The organism is Ciceribacter sp. L1K22 (genome assembly GCF_017599385.1).
In the GTDB taxonomy this organism is placed as follows: Bacteria; Pseudomonadota; Alphaproteobacteria; order Rhizobiales; family Rhizobiaceae; genus Allorhizobium.
The window spans coordinates 3,123,988-3,150,218 of sequence record NZ_JAGFPK010000001.1 but is presented as its reverse complement, the minus strand read 5'-3'; the positions used below and the strand labels follow the sequence as shown (position 1 = coordinate 3,150,218).

The window sequence follows — 26,231 nt, the reverse complement described above, 5'->3', positions numbered from 1 at the left end:
GTTGGACGCGTCGATTCTGGCAGAGTTGCTGCGACAAATCAGTGGCCAAATGCGACAGGGAAAGGGGTTGGCGTGTCGCGAATTTCATTGCCGGGACGATGCCTGGGTAAAGCTCTCGGGTGGTACAGCCCTTGGTTATGCCAAAGCGGATAAACGTGTTTAGATATTGCGCTGCGTAAGGCGGAAGGAATCGTTTTTTGACGGTCAGGGGCGGATTGCTGGGGCGTGCCAGTGCGAAGATCGCAGATCTCGCCGTTCCCGCATGCATCAAGGATTGCGAACTGCGCCATGTCGCGGTGAACGATGCTTATGCGCGCTTCTATGGCCGTCCTTCCGAAGAGTTCATCGGTCGCACGAGCAGCGAACTTCTGTCGCGGCCCGAAGAGCACGAACGGGAAGATCGCGAGCGGCGTGTCCTGGTTTTCGGCGAGGAGGCGACCGCGCTCTGTTACGATCCCGCCGGTCACGAGCGTCACGCGCTGAAGGTCGAGCGTTTCCTGACCGAAGACGACCTTCCATACCTCTTTGCTTTCTTTGAGACCTTGCCATTCGTAGGCGGTTCCCGTCCCTTGCTGCCATCCGTCAACGACGCCGGCGAAATCGCGACCCTGGCGGCGATGATCGAGGAACTGCCGTCGCCGATGTTCATGCGCGACGACGCGAACCGGATGATCCTCGCCAATCGGGCCTATCGCGAGATTTCCGGTCTTTCCGCCGATGCGTTGATCGGCAAGACGGAACTTGAAAGTTTTGGCCCCGCCGGCGAGGTTCTGCATCGTGAAAACCGCCGCGTGCTCGAAACCGGCGAGTCGATCGAGGTCGAGGAGATGTTCGGCGCGGCGGATCGTCGCGTGCCGGTCATCTCCCGGCGCACCCGGCTCAGCGGTGTCGACGGCCGCCACTATCTGCTGGGCAGCCTTTCCGACGTCTCGGCGCTGAAAGAGCGCGAAGCCCAGTGCATCGCCGCGCAGCAGGAGGCGTTGGAACTGCATGCGCGCCTGGAACTGCTTTTGAGGCTGCTGCCGGTGGGTGTGTTGATTCTCGACGCCGATTTCCGGATCGAATACGTCAACGACACTTTCTATGGAATGTGGCCCGTATCCGAACCTGTGAAGGTGGCGGGTTGGTCCTATCGCGACTTCGTCGCCTACAATCATCGGCGCGGCTTTTATGGCGAGGATGCGCCTCCGGCGGATGACATCTACCAGTCGCGCATCCGGCAGTTCAAGCAGATCGAGGAGCCGCCTGTCTGGCAATGGCTGATACCGAACGGGCGGGCGCTGGCGGTCTCCAGCAAGCGTCTGGGCACCGGCCGCTACATGATCACCTATTCGGACATCACGGTGTTGCGTCAGCGCGAGGAGGAAAGCCAGCTCTACCGCTCCGCCATCGAGCAGGTGCCGGTTCCGGTGTTCGTGCGCGACGAGGAGCACAGGCTTGTTTTCGCCAACCTCGCTTACGAGCGGATGCATGGCGGCGATCGGCAACGGATCATCGGACTTACCGAATACGACATGTACCCGGAGCGGGCCGAGCAGTTCACTCGGGAAAACGCGCGCGTGCTCGAAGGGGAGGCGATCGAGAAGACAGAGACCTTCGAATTCGAGGGGCGGGATATCACCTCAATCACGCGTCTTGGCCGCATCGTTACGTCGGCGGGGCAGCGCTACGTCGTCGGCTCTGTGACCGACGTTTCGGCGCTCAAACTGCGCGAGCGACAGCTCGAGGCCGCGCAGGCCAAGGCGGAGAATCTCAACGCCTACCTCGAAGGCATCATGCGCTCGATGCCGATCGGCGTCCTCATCCTCGATAGCGAACTGAGGATCGAATACGCCAACCAGCGGGTCTACGACATCTGGAACTGGCCAGGCGACCAGCAACTGATCGGGCTCGATTTCCCCACCTACGCAAAGGTCAACTACGACCGCGGCTGGCGCTGGACCGAGGAAGAGGATTTCGATTCTGATGTTCGTTGGCGCATGGAGCAGTTGCAGGCGCTTGACGGAGATCACCAGCGCGAAATGGTCATGGATGACCGTCAGGTGGTCATCACCTCCAAGCGTCTGACCGATCAGCGGGTTCTGGTGACCTATGCGGACATCTCGGAAGCCCGCCGCCGCGAGCGGGAAATCAGCGAGGCACGGGCCGAGCTGGAGCGTATCGGCCAACAGATGCGCGATGCGATCCGCGTCATGTCGCAGGGCCTTCTGGTCATTGAAGACGGTGTCATCGTCCAGAGCAACGAGGCCGCGCACATCATTCTCGATGTCCCTGCGGTGAGCCTCGAGCCGGGCCAGAGCTGGCACGTCAGTTTCGCCCACTGCGCCAAGCGGGGGGATTTCGGTGATGATCCGATGGCCCTGCTGCGGGATTGGCAACACAAGGTGGAGGACGGTCAGGGTTTTTCCGCCACTTTCCTTATCGACCGCCGCACATGGGTTCAGATGGAGGCGACGGTCAGCCGCCGCGGTCACTGGATGGTGGTGCTCAGCGACATCACCGAGATCAAGCAGCGCGAACAGGAACTGACAAGCCTGCTCGAACGCGCGGAGGCGGCCGATCGCGCCAAGTCGGAATTCCTGGCCAATATGAGCCATGAAATCCGTACGCCGATGAACGGTGTGCTCGGCATGGCGGAACTCCTGCAGAAGTCCATTCTCGATGCCCGACAGAAGACCTTCGTCGACATCATCGTCAAATCCGGCAATGCGCTGCTCACGATCATCAATGACATCCTCGACTTCTCCAAGATCGACGCGGGGCAGTTAACGCTGCGCAAGGCGCCGTTCGATCCGGTGGAGGCGATCGAGGACGTGGCGACCTTGTTGTCGGCCGCCGCGGCCGAAAAGGATCTCGAACTGATCATCCGGGCCGAGGCGACCCTCCGGCATCTGGTGGTCGGCGATCCCGGACGGTTCCGGCAGATCGTCACCAATCTGCTCGGCAATGCCATCAAGTTCACAGAGCGGGGCCATGTGCTGATCGAGCTCTCGGGCGAGCCGATGCCGTCCGGCGAGTTGATGGTGACGTTGCGGATTTCGGATACCGGCATCGGCATCCCGCAGGAAAAGCTGAAGGCGATTTTCGACAAGTTCTCGCAGGTCGACTCTTCGTCTACCCGCCGTCACGAAGGCACAGGCCTGGGGCTCGCCATAACCGCCGGCCTAGTCCAGTTGTTCGGCGGCGTGATCGAAGTGGAGAGCGAAGCCGGGATGGGCTCGGTGTTCACCGTCCACCTGCCGCTCTCGATCGCGGGTGAGCGCCGACGCCAGACGCAGTTGCCCGTCAACGTCGAAGGCGCGCGCGTCCTTGTCATCGACGACAACCCCGTTAATCGCCAGATCCTGGCAGAACAGCTGCAACAATGGGGTTTCGACGGTGCGGTCGCGGAAGACGCAGCGACCGCGCTTGCGATACTCGATGCCGCCTTCCAGGCGGGAATAAGCATCGACGCGCTGATCGTCGACTACCACATGCCCGATGTGAACGGCATCGATTTCGCGAGACGCGTGCGGGCTGACCGCCGCTTCGATCCGGTTGCCATGGTGTTTCTCACGTCGATGGACATGGGCGGTGATGAACAGGTTTTCGCGTCGCTCGACGTGCAGGCTCATCTGATGAAACCGGCTCGTGCCAATGTTCTGCGAGGCGCCATCATCGAGGCGGTCCGGTCGCGGCGGCGCGGGGCTACGGACGGCGGACAGAGAGCGTCTACCTCCGGCCTCGCGGCATCCGAAAGCCCGCTGGTGGACACAGCCCCGGCACAGGCAGTCACGGTCTACCCCAACCGCATCGACATTCTCGTGGCGGAGGACAATGAGGTGAACCAAATCGTTTTCACGCAGGTGCTGGAAAGCCTCGGCATGCAGTTTCAAATCGTTGGAAACGGTCGCGAGGCCGTCGAAGCGTCGGCGCGATTGCAGCCCGGGCTCATCCTGATGGACGTGTCGATGCCCGTCATGAACGGTCTGGAGGCGACGCGGGCGATCCGCGAGCGCGAACGGGCAGCGGGCGGGGCGGCGCATGTTCCCATCATCGCCGTGACCGCGCATGCCATGGAGTCGGACAGGGATGTCTGCCTTGCCGCCGGCATGGATGACTACCTGTCGAAGCCGATCAGTCCCGAACTGCTTGGCGGGAAGATTGCGCAGTGGATGAGCGGATCGGCTGACACTATTCCGCAGCGGTCAGGCGGCTGAGGCGGACTTTTCGCCGCGCAGCATCTCCCGCTTGCCGGCGAAGCCAGGCCAGCGCTCGACAGCAAAGCCCGCGGAAACGAGGTTGCGCCTGACGAAGCCGGCGGCGGCATAGGTCGCGAAGGTTCCGCCTGGCACGGTGCGGTCGAAGAGCGCGCGCATGATCTCCTCGCTCCACATCGCGCCATTGCGCGACGGTGCGAAGCCGTCGAGATACCAGGCGTCGAAGGGGAGGTCGGTGACGCTCACGCCATCCAGGGCTTCGCCGCAGGTCACGGTCAGCGTCGTCTGGTCGTCGAGTTGAAGGTCGATGATGCCCTCGGGCCGGTCCGGCCACTGTGACACCAGCCTGAGCCGCTCCTCGTCTATCTCGCTCCAGCGGGAGAGTGCACGGTCGATGTCGGCGGCCCGCATAGGATAAAGTTCGAAGGACATGAAGTGCAAAAGGCCGCCGGTCCGTCGCGTTGCCTTCCACTGCCGCCATGTCTCGCATGCATTGAGGCCGGTGCCGAAGCCGAGTTCGCCAATGCGGAACGTGCCGTCTTTCCGCCAGCGATCCGGCAGCCCATTGCCGGCGAGAAAGACGTGGCCGCATTCGAGACGTCCGTCGCTGCGGCAATAAAAATGATCGCCAAAGGCGGTCGAATAGGGCATATCGCCGTCGTGCCAGGTGAGGGCCTCGGCGTCGCTTCCGTCTTCCGGATCGGGATTGGATACTGTCATGGACTCAGCCGATAGAGCGAAGCCGCCGGGCGGTCAATCGTCCGTCGACCTGCTCGTTGTCGGCGGCGGCATCATGGGGCTGTGGGCGACGCTGAAGGCGGGACGACGGGGATTGAAGACGCTCCTGATCGACGAGCGTAGCCTGGCCGGTGGTGCCAGCGGCGGGCTGCTCGGTGCGCTGATGTCGCACACGCCGGATAAGTGGAATGAAAAGAAGCAGTTCCAGTTCGATGCTCTTCTTCAGCTGGAAGACGAGGTTGTGCGTCTCGAGGCGGAGACCGGGCTTGCAGCCGGCTATCGGCGCTGTGGCCGTCTGATCCCTCTCCCAAAGGATCACCTCCGTCCGATCGCCCTGCGGTATGAACTCGATGCGAAGGACAGGTGGCGGCAGACGAGTCGAAGCTTTGAATGGGCTGTCGGGGACGCGGGCGACATTGCCGGCTGGCCCGACGCCGGCTTTACCAAGGCGGGGATCGTCCACGACACCTTCGCTGCCCGCGTTTCGCCCCGACGCCTGGCGGCAATGCTGGTTTCGGCCATCGGACGCGCGGCATCCGTTTCGGTTCGGGAGGATATCGGCCTTGAGAAACTCGACCCTGTGGCCGGGTTCGCCGAACTGACCGATGGGGAGCGCCTGTCCTTCGGTCACGTGATCGTTGCGGCAGGCCACAGATCGTTCCCGCTTCTGGGCGCGGGGCGAGGTCTTGAGAAACCGTTGGGCCAGCCGGTGAAGGGGCAGGCGGCGCTGATCAAGGCTGATATCGATCCGGACTGGCCGCTGCTCTATCTCGACGGGCTCTACATCGTGCCGCATGACGATGGCACTGTTGCGATCGGCTCCACCAGCGAAAACAGTTTTGGCGATCCGCTGTCGACGGACGAACAGCTCGACGCGCTGATCGCCTCGGCACGGCAACTGGCGCCTGTCCTTGCGGACGGGCTCGTCGTTAAGCGTTGGGCGGGCCTGAGGCCAAAGGCGATCGGACGTGATCCCATGATCGGCCCGGATCCCGAAAAGCCCCGGATCGTAGCCCTGACGGGCGGCTTCAAGGTGTCCTTCGGCCTCGCCCACAAGCTTGCGGATGCGGCGCTTGATGCGGTGGAGGGAAGGGCCTTTGCCGTTCCCGAAAGCTTCCGCTTCGAAAGCCATCTCGACCTCTGTTCACGCAAAACGTGAATTTGCCGAACCTACGCGTCGTCAAACTGTTACGCAAATCACCTACCTCCTCGACTATCCCATCGATCGCTAAAGTTCGCGGCGGCGGAAAGAACGAGGTGAGACATGCGCTACGCAATCTTCTTCACGCCCCCCGCGGGCGATCCGCTGACGCTGGCAGCCGCCAGCTGGCTCGGACGCAGCGTCTATTCAGGCGAGGCCGTCGACCATCCCTCCGTCCGGGGCCTCGGCCTCCACGAAATTGCGTTCCATACGGCCCTGCCGCGCCGCTATGGCTTCCACGCGGTGCTGATGGCGCCGTTCCAGCTGCATCCCGATGTTACGGAGGCGGCGCTCTTGCGAGAGCTCATGCGGTTCGCCGGTACCATCGAGCCCCTTGCCATTCCGCCGCTTCACGTCGGTCGACTTGGCGACCATCTCGGGCTTGTTCCGGAAACACCTTGCAGGATGATTGATCTCCTGGCCGCCACGGTCGTGCAGCAGTTCGACGGTTTCCGGGCGCCGCTGACCGAGGCGGAGATCGAGCGTCGCGACCCTTACGCTCTGACAGCACCGCAGTTTGCCAATCTCTATCGCTGGGGCAATCCCTATGTCATGGACGAGTATCGTTTCCACATCGATCTGACGGGGCCGCTGGATGGCGACACCATGCGCCGGTTCGCCAGTGTCCTGGAGGGGTATTTCGCTCCGGTGATCGGTGATCCCGTGCCGTTTTCGAACCTGGCGCTGTTCGTGGAACGCGAGCAGGGGGCGCCCTTCCAGGTGCATTCGCTGCATCCGATGGGCCGGGTCTCGGCGCGCAGGATCGCCTGATCGACCGCAGGACCGATGCCCTCAAGGCAACGGTCCGGTCGCGCAATTGCATCTCGACAACCCCGGCATCGGCGCATACCGTCTCGCCGAAAGACAGGGTGATTTGATGCAGTCCAGTTCCTATCCGCGCGATCTCATCGGCTATGGCCGCTCCGCTCCCGATCCGAAATGGCCGAACGATGCGCGCATAGCCGTGCAATTCGTGATCAACTACGAGGAGGGCGGCGAGAGCTGTATTCTCGACGGCGATCCGGCGTCGGAGTGCCTTTTGTCGGAAATCGTCGGCGCCCAACCGTGGCCCGGGCAGCGTAACCTGAACATGGAATCCATCTACGAATACGGCTCCCGTGCCGGCTTCTGGCGGCTCTGGCGAATGTTTACCGAGCGCAAGGTGGCGGCGACGGTCTACGGCGTGACGCTTGCCATGGCCCGCAATCCGGAAGCCGTTGCGGCGATGAAGGAGGCCGGATGGGAGATCGCCAGCCACGGCTATCGATGGCTGGAGTACAAGGACTTTCCGGAGGAGGTCGAGCGCGAGCATATCCGCGAGGCCGTGCGCCTGCACAAGGAGCTCACCGGCTCCCATCCGCTCGGCATGTATCAGGGCAAGCCGTCGATGAACACGTTGAAGCTGGTCATGGAGGAGGGCGGCTTTGTCTATTCGTCCGATTCCTACGCCGACGATCTGCCGTTCTGGGTGCCGGACCTTGCCGGCAAGCCGTTCCTGATCATCCCCTATACGCTCGAAACCAACGATATGCGATTTGCGACACCGCAGGGCTTCAACACCGGCGACCAGTTCTTCACCTACCTGAAGGACGCGTTCGATGTGCTTTACGAGGAAGGGAAAAATGGCGCGCCTAAAATGCTGAACGTCGGCCTGCACTGCCGCCTGGTCGGGCGTCCTGGCCGCGCGGCGGCGCTGGCACGCTTCATCGACTATGTGACCGGCCACGAGAAGGTGTGGATCCCGAAGCGCATCGAGATCGCCGAACACTGGCACAAACATCACAAGCCGACCTGGTGAGGCGACGATGATGGAACGTGATGTTTTTGTTTCCTCGTATGGCGGCGTGTTCGAGCATTCGCCGTTTATCGCCGAACGCGCCTTCGATGCCGGGTTGATCGAGGAGCCGTTGACCGCTGCCGGCGTGCATGCGGCTCTGGTCAGGATGTTTCGTGCAGCCTCGCCGGACGAGCGGCTTGGCGTGCTGCGCGCCCATCCCGATCTCGCCGGGCGGCTCGCCGTGGCGGGGGAACTAACCGAAGACAGCCGCAAGGAGCAGGCGGGCGCAGGGCTGGACCGGCTGACGGCGGAGGAGTTCGCCCGCTTCACCGAGCTCAATGCCCAGTATACGCAGAAATTCGGCTTTCCCTTCATCATCGCGGTGAAGGGGCTCAACCGTCACGACATTCTCGCGGCCTTCGAGCATCGTATCGACAACGACCGTGACACGGAGTTCGAGACGGCTTGCGCACAGGTCGAGAAAATCGCAAGGCTTCGTCTTGAAAGCCTGTTACCGGAGACACTCTGACATGATCGAAACCTCCACCGTCACGCTGCCCGACTTCGCGGCCGGTGCGGTCAATCTCGCCTCCGCCCGTCTCGGCGCGAAGGGTGTGTTCACCACGGACGAGTTCTTCGCTCCGCTCGAGCGCATGCTGAACGACGAGCCGGCCTGGTTCGATCCGGCGCTTTACGACGACAACGGCAAGTACATGGACGGGTGGGAAAGCCGGCGCAAACGTGTGCCCGGCCATGACTGGTCGGTGATACGGCTCGCCATGCCGGGCCGTATCTTCGGCTTCGACGTCGATACCCGCTATTTCACCGGCAATTATCCACCGCATTGCTCGATTGAAGCCGCGTTCGTGGCGGATGGCGATCCGACGGAGGCGACCGACTGGGTGGAACTGGTGTCGAAGTCGCCGCTCGGGCCGTCGGCGCAGCATTTCTTCGAGAATGCCGACCGGGAAAAGGTCTGGACGCATCTGCGCCTGCATATCTACCCTGACGGCGGCGTTGCCCGCCTGCGTGTCTATGGCTCGGCCTTCTTCGACTGGTCGAAGGTAGGGGCGGACGAGGAGATCGATCTCGGCTACATCTTCCACGGCGCCAAGGCGCTCGCGTGGTCGGATGCGCATTATGGCCATCCCGACAAGATTCTGTCTCCTGGACGCGGTACCAATATGGGCGACGGCTGGGAGACCAAGCGCCGTCGCGGACCGGGGCACGACTGGGCGATCATCCGGCTTGGCCATCCGGGGCTGATCAAGCGGGTGATCATCGACACGCATTTCTACAAGGGCAATTACCCCGACACCTGCGAACTTCTCGGGGCTCATCTTCCGTCGGCAGGCGACACGTTCAGCGATGCCGACATCGCCGCGTCCGAAACCTGGAAGCCGATCGTTGCGCGCACCAAGATGCAGATGGATGCCGAACATCTCTACGAGGGCGACAAGGTCGCCGATATCGGCCCCGTCACCCATGTGCGGATCGCGATGCATCCCGATGGCGGGGTAATGCGGTTGCGGCTTTTCGGAACGAAGGCCTGAAACGACAAAGCGGGCCGCAAGGCCCGCTCTTCCGCACACAGCAAAGTCCCCGGCGCCACTGGTGGTTCCGGGAATTTCCGGTTTATCGCGCCTACTGTTTGCGCGTTTCCTGGTCCTCGCGGATCGCTTCCTCGTGGTACCAGCTGCCGCAGCCGCTTTCGATGATGACGCGGCCGGCCAGTGCTTGGCGCGCCTGCATTTCACGCAGTCTCTGGGCATTTCTTACCGGGAACTCGTAGATCTTCGCCGATTCCCGAACCATGTTCGTTGTCATGCTACTGCCTCTCGTTCGTCACCGATTTCTCGGTCGATGACACATCCCTAACATAGATTTCAGCTGAATGCACATGAAAAGTGCATATTGCCTATTTTATGTGCAGTATTCCGACAAGAAAATGGATGAGTGGATTTTCATCACCCGCCCTCTGGCCGGCATGTTCGTGCGGGAAACACGGTACGGCTGTCCTAGTTCCTTCATAATAGTCGGAAAGCCTTAATAAAACTGTCGCAATCCGGGACGATGGGCCCGGGGCGTACCCCCAATTCAGGCAGAGCGCTGGTCTCAGGCTCAAACTGGCACGCTGTGTGCTTACACGTTGAGTGAGCCCCGGAATTCGGGGAATCACCCCTCTGTGTGCGCCCATGACGGACGCGAGACTGAAGAGAGAGAACCATGACCAAGTACAAGCTCGAGTACATCTGGCTCGATGGCTACAAGCCGGTAGCGAACCTGCGTGGCAAGACGCAGATCAAGGAATTCGACAGCTTCCCGACCCTGGAGCAGCTGCCGCTGTGGGGCTTCGACGGTTCGTCGACGATGCAGGCCGAAGGCCACTCGTCGGACTGCGTCTTGAAGCCGGTCGCCGTCTATCCCGATCCGGCGCGCACCAATGGCGTGCTCGTGATGTGCGAAGTCATGATGCCGGACGGTGTCACGCCGCACGCATCGAACACCCGCGCGACGATCCTTGACGATGAAGGCGCATGGTTCGGCTTCGAACAGGAATACTTCTTCTACGAGAACGGCCGTCCGCTCGGCTTCCCCGAGCAGGGCTACCCGGCTCCGCAGGGCCCGTATTACACCGGCGTCGGCTACAAGAACGTCGGCTCGATCGCCCGCGAGATCGTTGAAGAGCACCTCGACCTCTGCCTTGAAGCCGGCATCAATCACGAAGGCATCAACGCAGAAGTGGCCAAGGGCCAGTGGGAATTCCAGGTGTTCGGCAAGGGTTCCAAGAAGGCCGCGGACCAGATCTGGATCGCACGCTACTTGCTGCTCCGCCTCTGCGAAAAGTACGGCATCGACGTCGAATTCCATTGCAAGCCGCTCGGCGACACCGACTGGAACGGCTCGGGCATGCACTGCAACTTCTCCACCGCATTCATGCGCGAGACCGGCGGCAAGGAGTACTTCGAAGCACTCATGGCCGCTTTCGCCAAGAACTGGAAAGAGCACATCGACGTCTACGGTCCGGACAATCACATGCGCCTGACCGGCAAGCACGAGACGGCTCCGTGGAACAAGTTCTCCTACGGCGTTGCCGACCGCGGCGCCTCGATCCGCGTTCCGCACTCGTTCGTCAACAACGGCTACAAGGGCTACCTCGAAGACCGCCGTCCGAACTCCCAGGGCGACCCCTACGCGATCGCTTCCCAGGTCCTCAAGACCATCGCGGAAGTTCCGACCGCAGACTACGCAAAGTCTGCTGCCTGATCCGTCACGGGTTGACCGTAAGAATGCAGCGCCGGTGGAAACGCCGGCGCTGTTTTCGTTTTAGGGGTGCGGAAGTCCGGCGCTTTCTCGCGCTTCGCGTTTGTCCTATAATTGCGGTCAAGGAGGCGAGACATGAGACCGTCCGAAGTGCTGGAGAAAAACAGGCAGGCTATCCGCGATGCGACGGCGCGTCACAAGGCAGCGAACCCGCGTGTGTTCGGCTCTGTCGCGCGGGGTGAGGACGGTCCGGACAGCGATCTCGATATTTTGGTTGACGCGCTGCCGGGCATGACGCTCTTCGATCTCGGAGGACTGCAGGCAGAGATGGAAGGCCTGTTGCCTTGCAGGGTGGACATTGTCACGGCCGGCGGTCTGAAAGCGCGGACGCGCGACCGGATCCTTGCCGAGGCGAGAGCCATATGACCCCGGCAGAGCGCCTGATCGATAATCTCATTGATATGGAGGAGGCGGCACTTGAGGCCATCGGATTCCTTGATGGCGTAAGCTTCGAGGCGTTCGAGTCGGATCTCTTGCGTTAGCGCGCCGTTGCCATGACGTTCGTGCTGATTGCCGCCGCCGCAGTTCGTATCCAGACGCTGTTTCCGGATATCGCGTCAGAGCAACCGGAGATCGCCTGGGCCAAGATCAGGGGCCTGCGCAATCTCGTGGTTCACCAATACGACCGACTGGATTGGCGTATCATTTGGGATACGGTGCAGTCGGACCTTCCAAGACTGGTCCGGCAGATCCACCAGCTCCGACATCCGAATATCCAGGGAGAATGACCCCTTTGCTCCAGACCCTCATCATCCGTCCGCTAACGGCGGAGGCCTTCGCTCCGTTCGGAGACGTGATAGAAGCGCGGCCGGACACCATGCGGCTGATCAATGGTGGCACGACGGAACGTTTCCATGCCCTTGCTACTCCCGACGTCGTGGGTGACGGCGCCCGGGTGATCATCAATATCTTCCGCGGGCAGCCGCGATCTTTCCCCTACGAGATCGGCATGATGGAGCGCCATCCTCTCGGCAGCCAGAGCTTTTCGCCGCTCAACGGCAGGCCATATCTCGTTGCCGTTTCGCCAGATGAGAGCGGCAAGCCAGGTAAGCCACAGGCGTTTCTGGCGCGCGGCGACCAGGGGGTGAATTATCGTCGCAATACCTGGCATCATCCGCTGATCGCGGTTGGCGAGGTGAGCGATTTCCTCATTGTCGATCGCGACGGACCGGGTCACAATCTCGAGGAGTTCTTCTTCGATGCCCCGTTCACGATTCTGGAGCCCAGCTTATGACCGGCCTCACCACCCACGTCCTAGACACCGCCCTCGGCAAGCCAGCGAAGGGGCTGCGGATTCAGTTGGTGCGCATGGCCGGCGAAGCGCCCGAGCTGATCCGGACGGTTTTTACAAACGACGACGGGCGCGTCGACGGCGGTCCCATCCTGTCGGGAGACGAATTTTCGGTCGGGCAATACGAACTGATCTTCCACGCCGGCGAATACCTGAAGAACCTCGGTATTCCTCTCACAGAACCTCCGTTCCTCGACGTTATCCCGATCCGCTTCGGCATTTCCGACACGACGGCGCACTATCACGTGCCGCTGCTGTTGTCGCCCTACGGCTATTCCACCTACAGGGGCAGCTGACATGCGATTTGCGGCGATCGCGGATGTGCACGGCAACTGCCTGGCGCTGGAGGCCGTCCTTTCGGACATTGCAGATAAGGGCATCGCCCCTTCTGATGTCGTCAATCTCGGCGACTGCCTCTCGGGTCCACTGGAGGCAGGCCGGACCGCCGATCTTCTGGTATCCTTGGATCTGCCGACAGTTCGCGGCAATCACGATCGTTATCTCGTCGAGCATGCGGTCGATGCCATGCACAGCTGGGAGGCGGATTCCTTCGCGCAGCTGGCGCCGGCGCATCTGGAATGGCTGCGAAGCCTGCCGTTTTCCATGGTCTGGCGCGAGGAGGTGTATCTCTGCCATGCGACCCCGAAAGACGACAACACGTATTGGCTGGAGACGGTAACACCAGACGGACACGTGGTCATGCGTCGCGCTGGCGAGATTGAGGCCTGGGCCCAGGGCATACCTCAGTCGTTGATCCTGTGTGGACATACACACCTGCCTCGTATGGTCAGGCTTTCCGACGGGCGCCTCATCGTCAATCCCGGCAGTGTCGGCGGGCCAGCATACCAGGACGACACGCCGTATCCGCATAAGGTGGAGGCCGGACATGTTCACGCGAGCTACGCGATCTGCGAGAAGCTGAATGGAGCCTGGTCCGTGACCTTCCGGCAGGTGCCGTACGATCATATGGCCATGGCCGACCTCGCCGCGCGCAACGGTCGGGCGGGGTGGGCGAGCGGTCTTGCCACCGGCTTCATCGATGCGGAGGACTGAGTGCGCTTTGCAGCTATCGCCGACATCCACGGCAATCATCTGGCCCTTGAGGCGGTGCTCGAGGATATTGCAACACTCGGCGTCACCGATATCGTCAACCTCGGCGATATCTTCTCAGGTCCGATCGATGCGGGAAAGACTGCGGCGATCCTCGCGCCGCTGAATCTCCCGACGGTGAGGGGCAATCACGACCGGGCCCTGATCGAGGAGCAGCCAGACGCTTTCGGCGACTGGGAGCGGCCGGCCTATCCGCTGCTGCGCCGGGAGGACTTCGACTGGATCGGGCAATTGCCATTGACGCTCGTCTTCGCCGACGAGGTTCTGCTCTGCCATGCGACGCCGGAAAGCGACTCGGTTGCCTGGCTCGAAACGCTGACGCCCGAGGGCTATTTTCGCCTCAGCGACCGAGACTATATCGAGCGTCAGGCGGCAGGTGTCGATTATCCGCTGATCCTGTGCGGCCATACGCATGTGCAACGCGCGGTAACGCTTTCGGATGGCCGGCTGGTCGTCAATCCCGGGAGCGTCGGTTGCCCCGGGTTTGCCTATCACAAGCCTTGGGAGCACCGGCTGGAGCAGGGCGCGCCCTTTGCCTGCTATGCGATCCTTGAGAAAACAACGCACGGCTGGCAGCCGACCTTCCAGCAGGTTGCCTACGATCATCTCGCAGCCGCTGAACTCGCGCGGCAGCAAGGCTTCGATACATGGGCGCGTGTGCTTTCGACCGGCTGGGCCGGATAATCAGACGGCGAACGGGTTTTCGGCGATGATCGATCCGTCGATGGTCTTGATATCGCGCTTACCGCAAAGGGCCATCGTGATGTCCATCTCCTTCCGGATGATCTCAAGCGCCGTCGTGACGCCCTGCCTGCCGCCGGCACCGAGGCCATAGAGGAAGGGACGCCCGATGTAAGTGCCCTTTGCGCCAAGGGCGACGGCCTTCAGCACATCCTGACCGGAGCGGATGCCGCCATCCATGTGGACTTCGATCTTGTCGCCGACCGCGTCGACGATGCGCGGTAGCATGGCGATCGACGAATGGGCTCCGTCCAGTTGGCGGCCGCCATGGTTGGAGACGATGATCGCGTCCGCGCCTGTGGAGAGCGCCATCCTGGCATCCTCCGGATCGAGAATGCCCTTCAGGATCAGCGGACCGCCCCAGCGCTCCTTGATCCAGGCGACATCGTTCCACGACAGTTTCGGATCGAACTGCTCCGCCGTCCAGGCCGAGAGCGAGGAGAGGTCGGTGACGCTCTTGGCGTGGCCGACGATGTTGCGGAAGGTGCGGCGTTGCGTGCCCAGCATCTTCAGGCACCAGCCGGGTCGGGTCGCCATCTGCCAGATGTGCTTCGGCGTGAACTTCGGCGGCGCGGAGAGGCCGTTGCGGATGTCCTTGTGCCGCTGGCCAAGGATCTGCAAATCAAGCGTCAGTACCAGTGCCGAGCATTTAGCCGCCTTGGCGCGGTCGATCAGGTTGATGACGAAATCCCGGTCCTTCATCACATAGAGCTGGAACCAGAAGGGCTTGGTCGTCACCGAGGCGACGTCCTCGATCGAGCAGATGCTCATGGTCGAGAGCGTGAAGGGAACGCCGGCTTCCTCCGCCGCCTGTGCCGCCAGCATCTCGCCATCGGCATGCTGCATGCCCGTGAGGCCGGTCGGCGACAGGGCGACCGGCATCGAGACAGGCTGGCCGATCATTTCGGAGGCAAGCGTGCGGTTCGTCATGTCGACCAGAATGCGCTGACGCAGCTTGATCCTGGAAAAGTCAGTCTCGTTGGCCCGGTAGGTGCCTTCGGTCCAGGCGCCGCTGTCGGCATAGTCGAAGAACATCTTCGGCACGCGCCGGCGCGCCAGCTTCTTCAGGTCGGCAATCTCCAGGTTCGCGCCCATTATCCACTCCTCGGCCAGGTTCCCCATCGCCCATATCACGACAGGCGGCGCGCTGGAAACAGGAAGGGACTTAAGAGGTAAAAATATTTTACCTCCGTTCTTTTCGGCCGAGAGATGCTCAAAAATGCTCGCCGGACCGGAACGGGCCGACGCGGATGCCGGCCGCGACGAGGTAGGCCGTAGACCAACCGATCAACAAAAAGCCGTCGACGCCTTCCATGCCGGCCAAGAGGCGCCATTCGGGGTGCGGGATGACGTCGCCGTATCCAATGGTCGAGAAGGTGACCGTCGAGAAGTAGAGGGCGACCTCGAAACTGTCGAAGAAACCGATCAGCCAATAACAGATCGCCCACAGCCAAACTTCTGTGGTCAGGACTGCAAAAACCCCCAGCACAACGGTGTTCATCGCGATCAGGCGACTGCGATGACGGTGAAGGCGGATGCGATCGCTGATCCAACTCATCGCCTGGGTCACACCCATCAGGCCGAATGTATGAATCACGACCGTCAGGGAGATCATGAGCGTGCCAAGGGCCAGATTGAGGAGCATGTTCATTGCGGTGTCCGTGACGTCAACCCAGGCTTCCGCGCTGGTCCTTGCGAAAAACGAATTTCAGGCCCGACCATATATCCGTGACCGCGCACACCTTTATGTCGACGAGACCGATCGGCAGGAATATCGCCCGCAGGACATCCTCGGTTATCGTGGTGTGGACCTTGGAGGCCTTTTTCGGCCAGGAAATCCAAAGCATGCCGGTGGGCTTCAGCCTGCCTTTCAGCCGTTCCGCATTATCCTCCAGTGCTGTGCGCTCTGTTTCGAAGACGTGCAGATAATCAAGACGGACGCTCGCGCTTCCTGGCATTGAAGGCTCAATCCTCGCTTCAGGCAGTTCGTCGGTCAGGTGGCGAAGATCGTCCGGCAGCGCGACGAACAGCGCGGACAGGCCCGGCTTCAATCCGAGCTTCCGGGGAAGGGGCGTGCCGGAATAGCCGCTGTCGCTCATTGTCCCTCACATCGTCGCGACCGGTTTCATTGGCCTACCGGCGACATAGGTCTCCACCACCGACCTGTCGTCGCCCAGGGTCTGCAGCAGGAAGAGTTCCTCCGCCAGCGTTTTCACGACCTCCATCTTGAGCGCCATCGCGGGTGTCGCACTGGCATCCATGACAATGAAGTCGGCATCGGTCCCCGGCTCAAGCGTGCCGATACGGTCTTCAAGCGACAATGCCTCGGCGTTGCCGCGTGTCATCAGATAGAAGCTTTCCAGCGGATTCAGCCGCTCCCCCAGCAGTTGCTGGATCTTGTAGGCCTCATCCATGGTTCTCAGCATGGAGTAGCTGGATCCTCCGCCGATATCGGTGGCGACCGCGATCCGGACCGGCTTGTCGCGCTTCTGGTACTTCTTCATCGGGAACAGGCCCGAGCCGAGGAAGAGGTTTGACGTCGGGCAATGGACGGCGATCGCGCCCGCCTCGCTGATCGCGTCGGCCTCGCGGTCGGAAAGATGGATGGCGTGGCCCAGCAGGGTCTTGCGGCCCAGCAGTCCATAACGCGAGTAGATGTCGGTGTAGTCGATCGCTTCAGGATAGAGCGAGCAGGTATAGTCGATCTCGGCGAGGTTTTCCGACAGATGCGTCTGGATGTGAAGGTCCGGGAATTCCCGCGCCAAAGCCTGCGTTGCCTCCATTTGAGCCGGCGTCGAGGTGATGGCGAAACGGGGCGTGATGGCGACATGGTTGCGGCCCTTGCAGTGCCATTGCGCGATGACGGCGCGGGTCTCCTCATAGCCGAGCTGCGGTGAGTCCAGCAGGCCCTGCGGGGCGTTGCGGTCCATCATCACCTTGCCGGCGATCATCAGGCTGCCGCGGCGCAGGTTTTCGGCGAAGAAGGCGTCGGCAGAAGCCTTGTGGACCGAGAGGTAGGCGACGGCGGTCGTCGTCCCCTGGCGAAAGAACTCATCAAAGAAATGCGTCGCGATGCGTTCGGCATGGGCCGTCTCGACGAAGCGACATTCCTCGGGAAAGGTGTAGGTATCCAGCCATTCCAGCAGGTTGGCGGCATAGGAGCCGATCACCTGCATCTGCGGGAAATGCACGTGCGTATCGATCAGCCCCGGCAGGATCAGGTGAGGGCGGTGATCCACGACCTCGATGTCATCCGGGCTCGCGCTCCTAACGGCAGTGAAGTCACCGCATGCGACGATCCGGCCATGTTCCACCAGCAGGGCGCCGTCCGCTTCATAAAGATAGCTATCGTTGTCGTCGACCGAGAGCGGTGCGCGATAGAAGGAGAGCAGCCGTCCACGGTAGAGCACCGCGCTCATGGCGTGGCGGTCCCGCTGACGGCGCTTTCGTACCAGGCAGCCAGCAAGGCGCGGTCCTGTTCTTCAATCTCCGTGATGTTGCCGGGCGGCATGGCGTGGCTGCGGGCAGCCTGGATGTAGATCTCGCGCGCATGGCTGGCGATTTCCGCGTCGGTTTCCAGCTTCACGCCCTTTGGTGCACGAGCGATGCCTTCCCAGACCGGTTCGGCGGCGTGGCACATGGAGCAGCGGCCCTGCACGATGTCGCGCGCCGCCTCGTAGTGTGGGTTCTCCACGAAGCGCAGGTTCGACGGTGCGACGGAGAGTTCCGTCTCCGGCGCCGGCTTCTGCACCGTCGACAGCCAGGCAATGACGATGAAGATGATCACCGTCGCCGCCCAGGTCCATGTCGGGCGGCCTTTGCGGGCGTGCGTGGTGTTGAACCAGTGCCTTATCGTCACGCCCATCAGGAAGACCAGCGCCGCGATGATCCAGTTGTATGCCGTGGCAAAGGCCAGCGGATAATGGTTCGACAGCATGAAGAAGATGACGGGCAGCGTCAGGTAATTGTTGTGGAGCGAGCGCTGCTTGGCGATGATGCCGTACTTCGGATCGGGGGTGCGCCCCGCGATCAGGTCGGCGACGACGATCTTCTGGTTCGGGATGATGATGAAGAAGACATTCGCCGACATGATGGTGGCGGTGAACGCACCAAGATGCAGGAAGGCGGCGCGGCCGGTGAAGACCTGGGTATAGCCCCAGGCCATGGCAACCAGCACGATGTAGAGCAGGATCATCAGGCCCCAGGTGTTGCGGCCGAGCGGCGACTTGCAGAGCAGGTCGTAGATCAGCCAGCCGACGGCGAGCGAGGCGAGCGACAGACAGATCGCCTGCCATGGCTCGATGTCGAGCACATGCCTGTCGATCAGGAAGAGATCGGCGCCGCCGTAGTAGACCACGCAGAGCATGGCGAAGCCGGAGAGCCAGGTGAAATAGCTTTCCCACTTGAACCAGGTCAGATGCTCCGGCATCGACGCCGGTGCTACCAGATATTTCTGCACATGGTAGAAGCCGCCTCCATGGACCTGCCATTCCTCGCCGTAAACGCCTGCTGGCATGCCCGGTCGCTTCACAAGTCCGAGGTCCAGCGCGATGAAGTAGAACGACGATCCGATCCATGCGACCGCGGTGATTACATGCAGCCAGCGGACGGCGAAGGACAGCCATTCCCAGGCTATGGCGAACTCATACATGCAGCATCCCTTTCTTCCTCCCGACCGGTTACCTTGTCGAAAAAGGCCGGGGTTGGAAAGTGAAATCACGGACGAAGGCCAAGCTTTCCTCAGGCTATGGTGCGCTGCGAAAACGCACCCCTGAGAACGTGCATTGGTCCTCATATTTGAGAACTGTTATATTTGTGTCGCAATTCCGCTGGGGAGGTGGTTTGCGTTGGTACCGGCGGAAGGTCTTCAACGGAGAAACCGCCAATGCGCACAATAGCGATGACCTTCGGTGTATTGTTTGCGTTCGATGTTTCGGCTCATGACGCCCATTCCGGATGGCGCTACGATGCCTTCTGCTGCAACGGCAATGAACATTCCGGTGATTGCCAGCAGATTCCGGCGAGCAGCGTCCGCATCATCCAAGGCGGATACCAGCTGACGCTGGCGCCCGGTGACCACAGGCTGGTTACCAGGAGCCACACGTTCAAGTTTGCGCAAGACAGCACGCGGCGGTCGAAGGACAGCGAGTATCATCTCTGTCTGTTCCCCGACGAAAATACGCCACGCTGCCTCTATGCGCCCGATATGTCGTTCTGAGTTGGAGATCGGCGGCTGTGTCGATATTTGTCAACGCTGCCATGCCTCCATGATCCACGCTTTGAAATCGCGGATTTTGGGGATGTTCCGCCGGTTCTCGGGGTAGGCAAGCCAGTAGTCGCAGTCCTCGCTGCACACCAGCGGGAACGGTTGGACGAGCTGGCCTGACGCGAGTTCTGGGCCGTAGAAGGCAGGCGTCAGAATGGCCACGCCCTTTCCGGCGATCGCGACCTGCGCTTCGATGGATTGCGCTCCGAGTTTGCTGCGTGGCCTGCTGTCGAGGTCCGGGTCTGTCACTCCGGCGGCGGTCAGCCATATCCTCCACCAGGGATCGCCCGGATCGATCAGCCTCAGCTTCAAAAGGTCGGCCGGCGAGGAGAGGCCGCCTATGCTTTGCACCAATTGCGGGCTCAGCATGGGCGTGAAGTCTATCTTCATCAGGCGCTGCCGTTCGAGGCCGGGCCAAGGAGCCTTTCCCGCCCGGATTGCCACGTCGGCTTCCGTTTTCTGGAAATCGATCATGTCCTGCGAGGTCTCCAGCCTGACCGCGATCTTCGGGTGCCTCAGCTGAAAGTCACCGATATGGTGCGCCAGCCACTGATGCGCGAATGTCGCGGTGGAGTGGATCGTCAGCGTTGTCTGTGTCTTTTCACCCAGGTTCGCCAACGCTTCCTGCATGATGGAAAAGGCTTCGCCCAGCTTTGGCGCCAGCCGCTCGCCCGCCTCCGTCAGCCTCACCTGTCGCGGGCGGCGGAGGAACAGCGGCTCGCCGAGCAGATCTTCCAGCAGCTTGATTTGATAGCTGACCGCCGTCTGGGTCATTCCGAGTTCTTTGCCGGCCCTGGTGAAGCTCAGGTGCCGGGCGGCTGCCTCAAAGACCTTCAGCGCGTTCAGCGGCAGGTTGCGGGAGAGTTTCATGGATGAGTTCTCTTGATCCATCAAGACGGATATTCGGTTGGTCTACAATCATTATCCGCACTATTTCCTCTCTCATAGATCAACTGAACAGCATCTTTGTCAACGAGGAACGGCCATGAGCTTCATTGCGCCGAGGCGAATTCTGCGTCTTCTCAAACGGCTTCTTGCTCCTTCGCTGACCCGGCGCAGGAGCGGGCTTCTGTCCGCAGAGATGCGGCGCGACATCGGAGAACGCGAGGCACGTGCGGACCGCCGGGAGGCGCTCTCAAGCCGTGACGTCTGGAGACTGGTTGACGGTCCGCCGCGCTTCCTCTGAGGCCTGTATCGCGGTTTCGATCCAGTGATGGAAGGCGCGGATCTTGTGCTGGTTGCGCTTGGCCTTGGGGTAGACGAGGCGGATTGGGTCTCGGGCCTGCAGCGCAAGGTCGAAGGGTTGGATCAGTCGTCCTGATGCCAGCTCGTCGGGAAAGAAGAAGGGACTGACGATCGCAACGCCCTGGCCGGCCAGGGCTGCACTGGCCTCGAGGTCCTGGGATTCGAAAATGTTCTGGCGGGTGGCCGGAAGCTTAGGATCGCTCAGCCCGGCGGCCTGAAACCATTGCAGCCACCAGGAATCGTTCGGGCTGATCAGCGGCAGTTTGAGAAGGTCGGCAGGCGTTTCGATCCCACCGATAGTTGCAGCCAGCTTTGGCGACAGTAGTGGGGAGTAGAGTGGACGAAGAAGGTCGACGTAGACAAGGTCGTCCCGCTGCTCCCCGCCCCAAAAGATCGACACATCCGCCGTCGTGTTACGGAAGTCCGTGAATTTGGCAATGCGCAGCAACCGCACGGCCACCTCCGGGTGAGCCAGCTGGAAATTGCCCAGATTGCGGGCCAGCCACTGCGAGGCGAAGGTCGGGATCGTGTGAATTTCGAGCGTTTCGCCACCCGCTTTCTGGGCGCTGGACACTGCCTCGGCCAAAAGGTTGAAGGCGTCGGACACCTTGGGAAGCAGACGCTCGCCAGCAGGTGTCAGTTGCAGCGCCCGGGGTTTGCGGATGAAGACGGCTTCGCCGAGATGTTCCTCCAGAAGCTTGATCTGGTAACTGACGGCCGTCTGGGTCATGCCGAGCTCTTCGCCGGCGCGGGTGAAGTTTTCGAGACGGGCGACCGCTTCGAAGACACGCAGCGCATTCAGGGGAAACTGGCGGGACAATTTCATCGATAAGCTCTCTTGATCGTTGGTCACCGTAATTGAATTGGATTTACGCTGCAATCGGCGCGATCAAGGAAGAATGACAATCAGTTTTATTCATCGAGGTGGAGCAGCCGTGCTGTCCGCAAACGCCCTTTCCATGCCTTTGACCCGGCGGCTCTTCGGTCTGTTGAAGGCGCTATTCGTACGATCCGCCGCCCCGTCGAAGGTTACGGCTGACGAGGCTCTCGACGCGCCTCATGATGATATCGGTCTTCCAAACCCCGAGCCGCTCGGGCGCGTCGAGCAGTTCTGGGAGCAGCGTCGGCGCGGGCATATGCGCGACCTGCCGTTCTGATGTCACGTCCTGCCGCCAAGCAGGACGCAGCACAGTTCCGCCGCCACCATGGCGGCTATGACGGGCGGTCGCTTGTCGCGAACGGTATCGCCGCCGATCGGCAGCGTCAGCCTGGCGAAGTCATCCGTTTCGCCGCCCTCGCGCTCCAGCCAGTGGCGGAAGGTGGCGCGCTTGGTGGCCGAGCCGATCATGCCGACATAGGCGAGGTCTGTCCGGGCGAGCGCCTGGCGAGCGATCAGGAAATCAAGCGCGTGATCGTGGGTGAGGATCAGCACCGCTCCGCCCGGTCGGATCGCTGCTATCTCCGCTTCCGGCATGGCGACACGTTTCGCTATGACGTTTCGGGGCAGGGCGGTTTCATCGATTGACCGTGTCTCGATCACCGAAACGTTGAAGGGCAGGGAAGACAGTGCCGATACCAGCGCCAGGCCGACGTGGCCGGCGCCAAAGATCATCACGTCCGGGTCGGCGGCTCGCCGCTCATCCTCTCGGCGTAGCAGGTTTTCGCGCACTGCTTCATCCACGACGGTGAAGCCGATCCGCGTGCGCCCGCCACAGCACTGGCCGATTTCGGGGCCAAGGGGCACGTCCAGCTCGGCGTCGACATTGTCCCCCGCCAGCAGCCGGCGGGCATGGTCTATCGTCATGAATTCGAGATAGCCGCCGCCGATCGTTCCGGATGTCGCTTCCGTTGCCACAAGCATGAAGGCACCTGCCTCGCGCGGGGTCGAACCCTTGGCTTCAAGAACCTCGACGAGAATCAGGCGCGGATGAGCGGCTAGGAATTCGGAATAGTCTGAGAACGGCATGACAGGCATACTAACATCGAGACAGCGGAACTGGACAGCGTCGCTAGCAGTTTCCTGCGATAGTTTTTGAGGGCATCCAGGCGTCAACGTTCGACATGTGGTTTCATCGTCCCACTGCTGAGGAGCGCATATGACCAGGACCAACGGCACGATCATCTGGCTCAGCGTCGCGACGTTCGCGGTGGCCATTTTCTTTATCAACCCGCTTGCGGATGTTGCTGCCCGATTCAGCCGTGAAGTTATGATCGGCAGTGGCGCGCTTTACGGCACGCTGCGGATCGCGAACTCGCTGATGAGCGTTGCCCGCGATGCCGATATCACCGGTGGCGTCGGCGTGGCGTCGGTCACGGCCAGTCCGGGGCAGTTGTTGCAGCCCGTGATCAATACGATTGAGAGGATGGTCGATCTTCTCTTTTACCTCGCCATCGTCTCAGGCATCCTGTCGCTGGTCCTCGTCCCCGTGGCGAAGGTGGCCGCGGCGGGTCTGGCGGTTTTCGCGTTGATCTGTGCTGTTTTGACTTACTCGGTACGTCGGGTCCCACCATTGCTCGACCGTCTTGCCAGATCGTTCGCTATTCTCGGGCTTCTGGGGGCGGTGCTGCTTCCCGCATCCTATACAATCGCCTTTTATGCCGGCGACGCCATCACGGACGATGCCTGGACGAGCGCGACGCAGGTTTTTCACCGTATGAACATGGATGGCGAGGTGGCCGCCATCGAGCAACAGGTGGACGAACTGGCCAAGGATCCGCCGGCGGACGCTGATCCCCTGGCGGAACGCGGTGTGTTCGACAGGCTCGGTTCCGCCTTTTCCGGCACGTTGCAGGCCGCGTCCGACATGTCGGAGTCGGTGGCGACCAATGCGCAGGTTATCAATGACGGGGTGGCATTGGCGTCCGACCTTTTCAACGCATCGATCGGCATCGCCGTTGCCTATCTGGTCAAGCTGTTGATCCTGCCGATCCTGATCCTGTCCGCCTTCCTCTATCTGCTGCGGACAGCTCTTCGATAAGGCGTGTCTGTCGAGGCTTTACAGTGTCTTCAACCGCTCCACTGCCATCAGCACACGCTCGGGCGTCGCCGGGGCGTCCAGCTTCGGGCACACCTTGTAATCGGCGACCGACGCGACGGCCATCGACAGCGCCTCCAGCACGGAGATCGCCAGCATGAAGGGCGGTTCGCCGACGGCCTTGGAGCGGCCGATCGTCGGTTCGGCATTGACCGACCATTCGGCGAGCCTTGTGTTGAAGATCTTCGGACGGTCGGAGGCGAGCGGGATCTTGTAGGTCGACGGCGCGTGCGTGCGCAGCCGGCCCTTGTCGTCCCACCAGAGTTCCTCGGTCGTCAGCCAGCCCATGCCCTGCACGAAGGCGCCCTCGATCTGGCCGATGTCGATCGCCGGATTGAGCGACTTGCCGACGTCATGGAGGATGTCGGTGCGGTCCATCAGGTACTCGCCGGTCAGCGTGTCGATCGATACTTCCGAGCAAGCCGCGCCATACGCGAAGTAGTAGAACGGAGTGCCGCGTCCGGCGGCACGGTCCCAGTGGATTTTTGGCGTCTTGTAGAAGCCGGCGGCGGAGAGCTGCACGCGGGCGAAATAGGCCTGCTTGACGAAATCGGGGAAGGGGATTTCCTGGTCGCCGACCCGCACTCTGTTGGGCAGGAACACGACCTCGTCGACCGGCACGCCGAACTTTTCGACCGCGAAGGCGACGAGCCGATCCTTGATCTGACGGGCGGCATCGTAGGCGGCCATGCCGTTGAGGTCGGAACCGGACGAGGCAGCCGTGGCCGAAGTGTTCGGCACCTTGGCCGTAGTGGTCGCCGTGATCTTGACGCGCTCGATATCCACCTGGAATGCATCGGCCAGCACCTGGGCCACCTTGGTGTAGAGCCCCTGGCCCATTTCCGTGCCGCCATGGTTTAGGTGGATCGAGCCGTCCTGATAGACGTGGACGAGCGCGCCGGCCTGGTTGAAGGCGGTCATGGTGAAGGAGATGCCGAACTTGACCGGAGTAAGGGCTATGCCCTTCTTGATAATCGGGTTCGTCTTGTTGAACTCGATGATAGCCTTGCGTCGGGCCTGATAGTCGCAGGACGTCTCCAACTCCTCGACGACGCGGGCGACGATGTTGTCCTCGATCTCCTGATGGTAGGGTGTCACGTTGCGGCCCGAGCCGACATCGCCGTAGAAGTTCAGCTTGCGGACCTCGAGCGGGTCCTTGCCGACTGCATAGGCGATTTCCTCGATGATGCGCTCGCCGCCCAGCATGCCTTGCGGACCACCAAAACCGCGATAGGCGGTGTTTGAGACGGTGTGGGTCTTCAGCGGCTCCGATGCCAGCCGGACATGCGGATAGAAATAGCTTGAATCGGCATGGAAGAGGGCGCGGTCGGTGACCGGTCCTGAAAGGTCGGCGGAGTAGCCGCAACGGGCGGCGAATATTGCGTCGACGGCATGCAACCGGCCCTCGTCATCGAAGGCGACGTCATAGTCGACGATGAAGTCGTGACGCTTGCCGGTGACCACCATGTCCTCGTCGCGGTCGGGGCGGAATTTTACCGCGCGGTTCAGCTTCTTGGCGCTGATGGCGGCCAGTGCCGCAAACAGGTTGCCCTGCGTTTCCTTGCCGCCAAAGCCGCCGCCCATGCGTCGCACGTTGACGGTAACCGCGTTCGAGGGGATGGCCAGCACGTGGCCGACAATGTGCTGCACCTCGGAAGGATGCTGGGTCGACGACCAGACGGTCACCTCGTCGTCCTCGCCGGGGATCGCCATGGCGATATGGCTCTCGAGGTAGAAGTGTTCTTGCCCGCCGATCTCCATGCGACCTTTCAGCCGTCGCGGCGCCTTGTCCAGTTCGTTTTCCGGCTCGCCTCGCTTCAGCACCATGCCGGGCGTCACCAGCGGCGCGGCATTGTCCCGGGCGGTGTCGACCGTCAGCCAGTGGGGGAGGTCACGGTATTCGATCTTCGCCAGTCGTGCGGCGCGCCGGGCGGCATCGCGGGTTTCGGCAATGACGGCGAAGATCACCTGGCCGTGGAATTCGATCTTCGTATCGGCGAACAACGGCTCGTCGTGGTGTGAGCCGGAAGCGATGTCGTTGTCGCCGGGCACGTCCTTGGCCGTCAGCACGCAGACGACGCCCGGATAGGCCTTCACCTGCGAGAGGTCTACGGAAACGATCTCCGCATGCGCCCTATCGGCCATGCCGAGCGCGCCGTGCAGGAGGCCAGCGGGTTCGGGAATATCGTCGATATATTCGGCACTTCCGCTGACATGCTTGTGCGCTGAATCATGTTTCAGCGGCGCATGCATCGGGCCGTTGATGTATTTGTAGAGCTCGTGATCGGCTTTCTTCAGCATGGA

Annotated in this window: 27 protein-coding genes; 16 read left to right on the top strand and 11 right to left on the bottom strand. The window is 61.8% G+C overall.

Annotated features, from left to right (window positions below; all coding sequences use genetic code 11):
* Positions 1-197 precede the first annotated feature (197 nt).
* Positions 198-4,199, top strand: coding sequence for a PAS-domain containing protein (locus J5J09_RS15660; protein WP_208552044.1), 4,002 nt, complete (start codon positions 198-200; stop codon positions 4,197-4,199).
* Here the strand turns inward: J5J09_RS15660 and mnmD are convergent.
* A complete protein-coding gene (gene mnmD, locus J5J09_RS15655) occupies positions 4,188-4,919 on the bottom strand; it encodes a tRNA (5-methylaminomethyl-2-thiouridine)(34)-methyltransferase MnmD (protein ID WP_208552042.1) in 732 nt (243 codons plus the stop codon). The genes J5J09_RS15660 and mnmD overlap by 12 nt on opposite strands.
* Between mnmD and J5J09_RS15650 the strand changes: the two genes are divergently transcribed.
* From J5J09_RS15650 to alc, 5 genes are all read left to right on the top strand, one after another.
* A complete protein-coding gene (locus tag J5J09_RS15650; RefSeq protein WP_208552041.1) occupies positions 4,918-6,096 on the top strand; it encodes an FAD-binding oxidoreductase in 1,179 nt (392 codons plus the stop codon). The two genes, mnmD and J5J09_RS15650, sit on opposite strands and share 2 nt — an antisense overlap.
* Before the next feature lie 105 nt (positions 6,097-6,201).
* Entirely contained in the window at positions 6,202-6,909 is a 708-nt protein-coding gene (locus tag J5J09_RS15645; protein WP_208552039.1) for a DUF1045 domain-containing protein, read from the top strand.
* Positions 6,910-7,015: 106 nt separating this feature from the next.
* A complete protein-coding gene (gene puuE / locus J5J09_RS15640) occupies positions 7,016-7,936 on the top strand; it encodes an allantoinase PuuE (protein WP_208552037.1) in 921 nt (306 codons plus the stop codon).
* 7 nt (positions 7,937-7,943) lie between these two features.
* A complete protein-coding gene (gene uraD, locus J5J09_RS15635; RefSeq protein ID WP_208552034.1) occupies positions 7,944-8,444 on the top strand; it encodes a 2-oxo-4-hydroxy-4-carboxy-5-ureidoimidazoline decarboxylase in 501 nt (166 codons plus the stop codon).
* A 1-nt stretch (position 8,445) separates the two neighbouring features.
* Positions 8,446-9,468 (top strand): allantoicase, encoded by a 1,023-nt coding sequence (gene alc, locus J5J09_RS15630; protein WP_208552032.1) that lies wholly within the window; start codon positions 8,446-8,448, stop codon positions 9,466-9,468.
* Between the two features lie 91 nt (positions 9,469-9,559).
* On the opposite strand, the gene J5J09_RS15625 is transcribed toward alc, so the two are convergent.
* Positions 9,560-9,742, bottom strand: coding sequence for a DUF2735 domain-containing protein (locus tag J5J09_RS15625; protein ID WP_208552029.1), 183 nt, complete (start codon positions 9,740-9,742; stop codon positions 9,560-9,562).
* Between the two features lie 399 nt (positions 9,743-10,141).
* Here J5J09_RS15625 and J5J09_RS15620 point away from each other — a divergent pair, with 399 nt between their 5' ends.
* The 7 genes from J5J09_RS15620 (at position 10,142) to J5J09_RS15590 (ending at position 14,324) form a co-directional block, all read left to right on the top strand.
* A complete protein-coding gene (locus J5J09_RS15620) occupies positions 10,142-11,182 on the top strand; it encodes a glutamine synthetase beta-grasp domain-containing protein (protein ID WP_208552027.1) in 1,041 nt (346 codons plus the stop codon).
* Between the two features lie 132 nt (positions 11,183-11,314).
* Positions 11,315-11,605, top strand: coding sequence for a nucleotidyltransferase family protein (locus J5J09_RS15615; protein ID WP_208552024.1), 291 nt, complete (start codon positions 11,315-11,317; stop codon positions 11,603-11,605).
* A 128-nt stretch (positions 11,606-11,733) separates the two neighbouring features.
* On the top strand, positions 11,734-11,967 hold the full coding sequence (locus tag J5J09_RS15610) for a DUF86 domain-containing protein (protein WP_208552022.1): 234 nt from the start codon (positions 11,734-11,736) through the stop codon (positions 11,965-11,967).
* A 5-nt stretch (positions 11,968-11,972) separates the two neighbouring features.
* Positions 11,973-12,473, top strand: a complete 501-nt coding sequence (locus J5J09_RS15605) for an ureidoglycolate lyase (RefSeq protein WP_208552021.1) — start codon at positions 11,973-11,975, stop codon at positions 12,471-12,473.
* Positions 12,470-12,826 (top strand): hydroxyisourate hydrolase, encoded by a 357-nt coding sequence (uraH, locus tag J5J09_RS15600; protein WP_208552020.1) that lies wholly within the window; start codon positions 12,470-12,472, stop codon positions 12,824-12,826. Before J5J09_RS15605 ends, uraH begins: the two co-directional genes overlap by 4 nt.
* A gap of 1 nt (position 12,827) precedes the next feature.
* Positions 12,828-13,583 carry a metallophosphoesterase family protein gene (locus J5J09_RS15595; RefSeq protein WP_208552015.1) on the top strand — a complete coding sequence of 252 codons (756 nt, stop codon included), beginning with the start codon at positions 12,828-12,830 and terminating at the stop codon, positions 13,581-13,583.
* Positions 13,584-14,324, top strand: coding sequence for a metallophosphoesterase family protein (locus J5J09_RS15590; RefSeq protein ID WP_208552013.1), 741 nt, complete (start codon positions 13,584-13,586; stop codon positions 14,322-14,324). It begins immediately after the preceding gene.
* Here the strand turns inward: J5J09_RS15590 and J5J09_RS15585 are convergent, their stop codons facing one another.
* From J5J09_RS15585 to puuD, 5 genes are all read right to left on the bottom strand, one after another.
* Positions 14,325-15,476 (bottom strand): alpha-hydroxy acid oxidase, encoded by a 1,152-nt coding sequence (locus J5J09_RS15585; RefSeq protein WP_208552011.1) that lies wholly within the window; start codon positions 15,474-15,476, stop codon positions 14,325-14,327.
* A gap of 118 nt (positions 15,477-15,594) precedes the next feature.
* The gene (locus J5J09_RS15580) at positions 15,595-16,032 is read right to left on the bottom strand and encodes a potassium channel family protein (RefSeq protein ID WP_246745854.1); all 438 of its coding nucleotides are present in this window, start codon (positions 16,030-16,032) and stop codon (positions 15,595-15,597) included.
* Positions 16,033-16,048: 16 nt separating this feature from the next.
* A complete protein-coding gene (locus J5J09_RS15575) occupies positions 16,049-16,480 on the bottom strand; it encodes a hypothetical protein (protein WP_208552008.1) in 432 nt (143 codons plus the stop codon).
* A gap of 6 nt (positions 16,481-16,486) precedes the next feature.
* A complete protein-coding gene (guaD, locus tag J5J09_RS15570) occupies positions 16,487-17,800 on the bottom strand; it encodes a guanine deaminase (RefSeq protein ID WP_208552003.1) in 1,314 nt (437 codons plus the stop codon).
* Positions 17,797-19,032: a urate hydroxylase PuuD gene (gene puuD, locus J5J09_RS15565; protein WP_208551992.1), complete on the bottom strand. Its 1,236-nt coding sequence runs from the start codon at positions 19,030-19,032 to the stop codon at positions 17,797-17,799. The genes guaD and puuD overlap by 4 nt, the downstream gene beginning before the upstream one ends.
* 234 nt (positions 19,033-19,266) lie before the next feature.
* Between puuD and J5J09_RS15560 the strand changes: the two genes are divergently transcribed.
* Positions 19,267-19,599, top strand: a complete 333-nt coding sequence (locus J5J09_RS15560; protein ID WP_208551988.1) for a hypothetical protein — start codon at positions 19,267-19,269, stop codon at positions 19,597-19,599.
* Positions 19,600-19,629: 30 nt separating this feature from the next.
* Here J5J09_RS15560 and J5J09_RS15555 read toward each other — a convergent pair whose 3' ends face one another.
* Positions 19,630-20,517 (bottom strand): LysR substrate-binding domain-containing protein, encoded by an 888-nt coding sequence (locus J5J09_RS15555; RefSeq protein ID WP_246745853.1) that lies wholly within the window; start codon positions 20,515-20,517, stop codon positions 19,630-19,632.
* 265 nt (positions 20,518-20,782) lie between these two features.
* On the bottom strand, positions 20,783-21,718 hold the full coding sequence (locus J5J09_RS15550) for a LysR substrate-binding domain-containing protein (protein ID WP_208551983.1): 936 nt from the start codon (positions 21,716-21,718) through the stop codon (positions 20,783-20,785).
* A 109-nt stretch (positions 21,719-21,827) separates the two neighbouring features.
* Here J5J09_RS15550 and J5J09_RS15545 point away from each other — a divergent pair, with 109 nt between their 5' ends.
* Positions 21,828-22,049 carry a hypothetical protein gene (locus tag J5J09_RS15545; protein ID WP_208551982.1) on the top strand — a complete coding sequence of 74 codons (222 nt, stop codon included), beginning with the start codon at positions 21,828-21,830 and terminating at the stop codon, positions 22,047-22,049.
* Positions 22,050-22,051: 2 nt separating this feature from the next.
* Here J5J09_RS15545 and xdhC read toward each other — a convergent pair whose 3' ends face one another.
* Positions 22,052-22,858: a xanthine dehydrogenase accessory protein XdhC gene (gene xdhC, locus J5J09_RS15540; RefSeq protein WP_208551979.1), complete on the bottom strand. Its 807-nt coding sequence runs from the start codon at positions 22,856-22,858 to the stop codon at positions 22,052-22,054.
* Between the two features lie 130 nt (positions 22,859-22,988).
* Here xdhC and J5J09_RS15535 point away from each other — a divergent pair, with 130 nt between their 5' ends.
* Entirely contained in the window at positions 22,989-23,870 is an 882-nt protein-coding gene (locus J5J09_RS15535) for a hypothetical protein (protein WP_208551977.1), read from the top strand.
* An 18-nt stretch (positions 23,871-23,888) separates the two neighbouring features.
* Here the strand turns inward: J5J09_RS15535 and xdhB are convergent, their stop codons facing one another.
* The gene (gene xdhB / locus J5J09_RS15530; RefSeq protein WP_208551976.1) at positions 23,889-26,228 is read right to left on the bottom strand and encodes a xanthine dehydrogenase molybdopterin binding subunit; all 2,340 of its coding nucleotides are present in this window, start codon (positions 26,226-26,228) and stop codon (positions 23,889-23,891) included.
* Between the last annotated feature and the right edge of the window lie 3 nt (positions 26,229-26,231).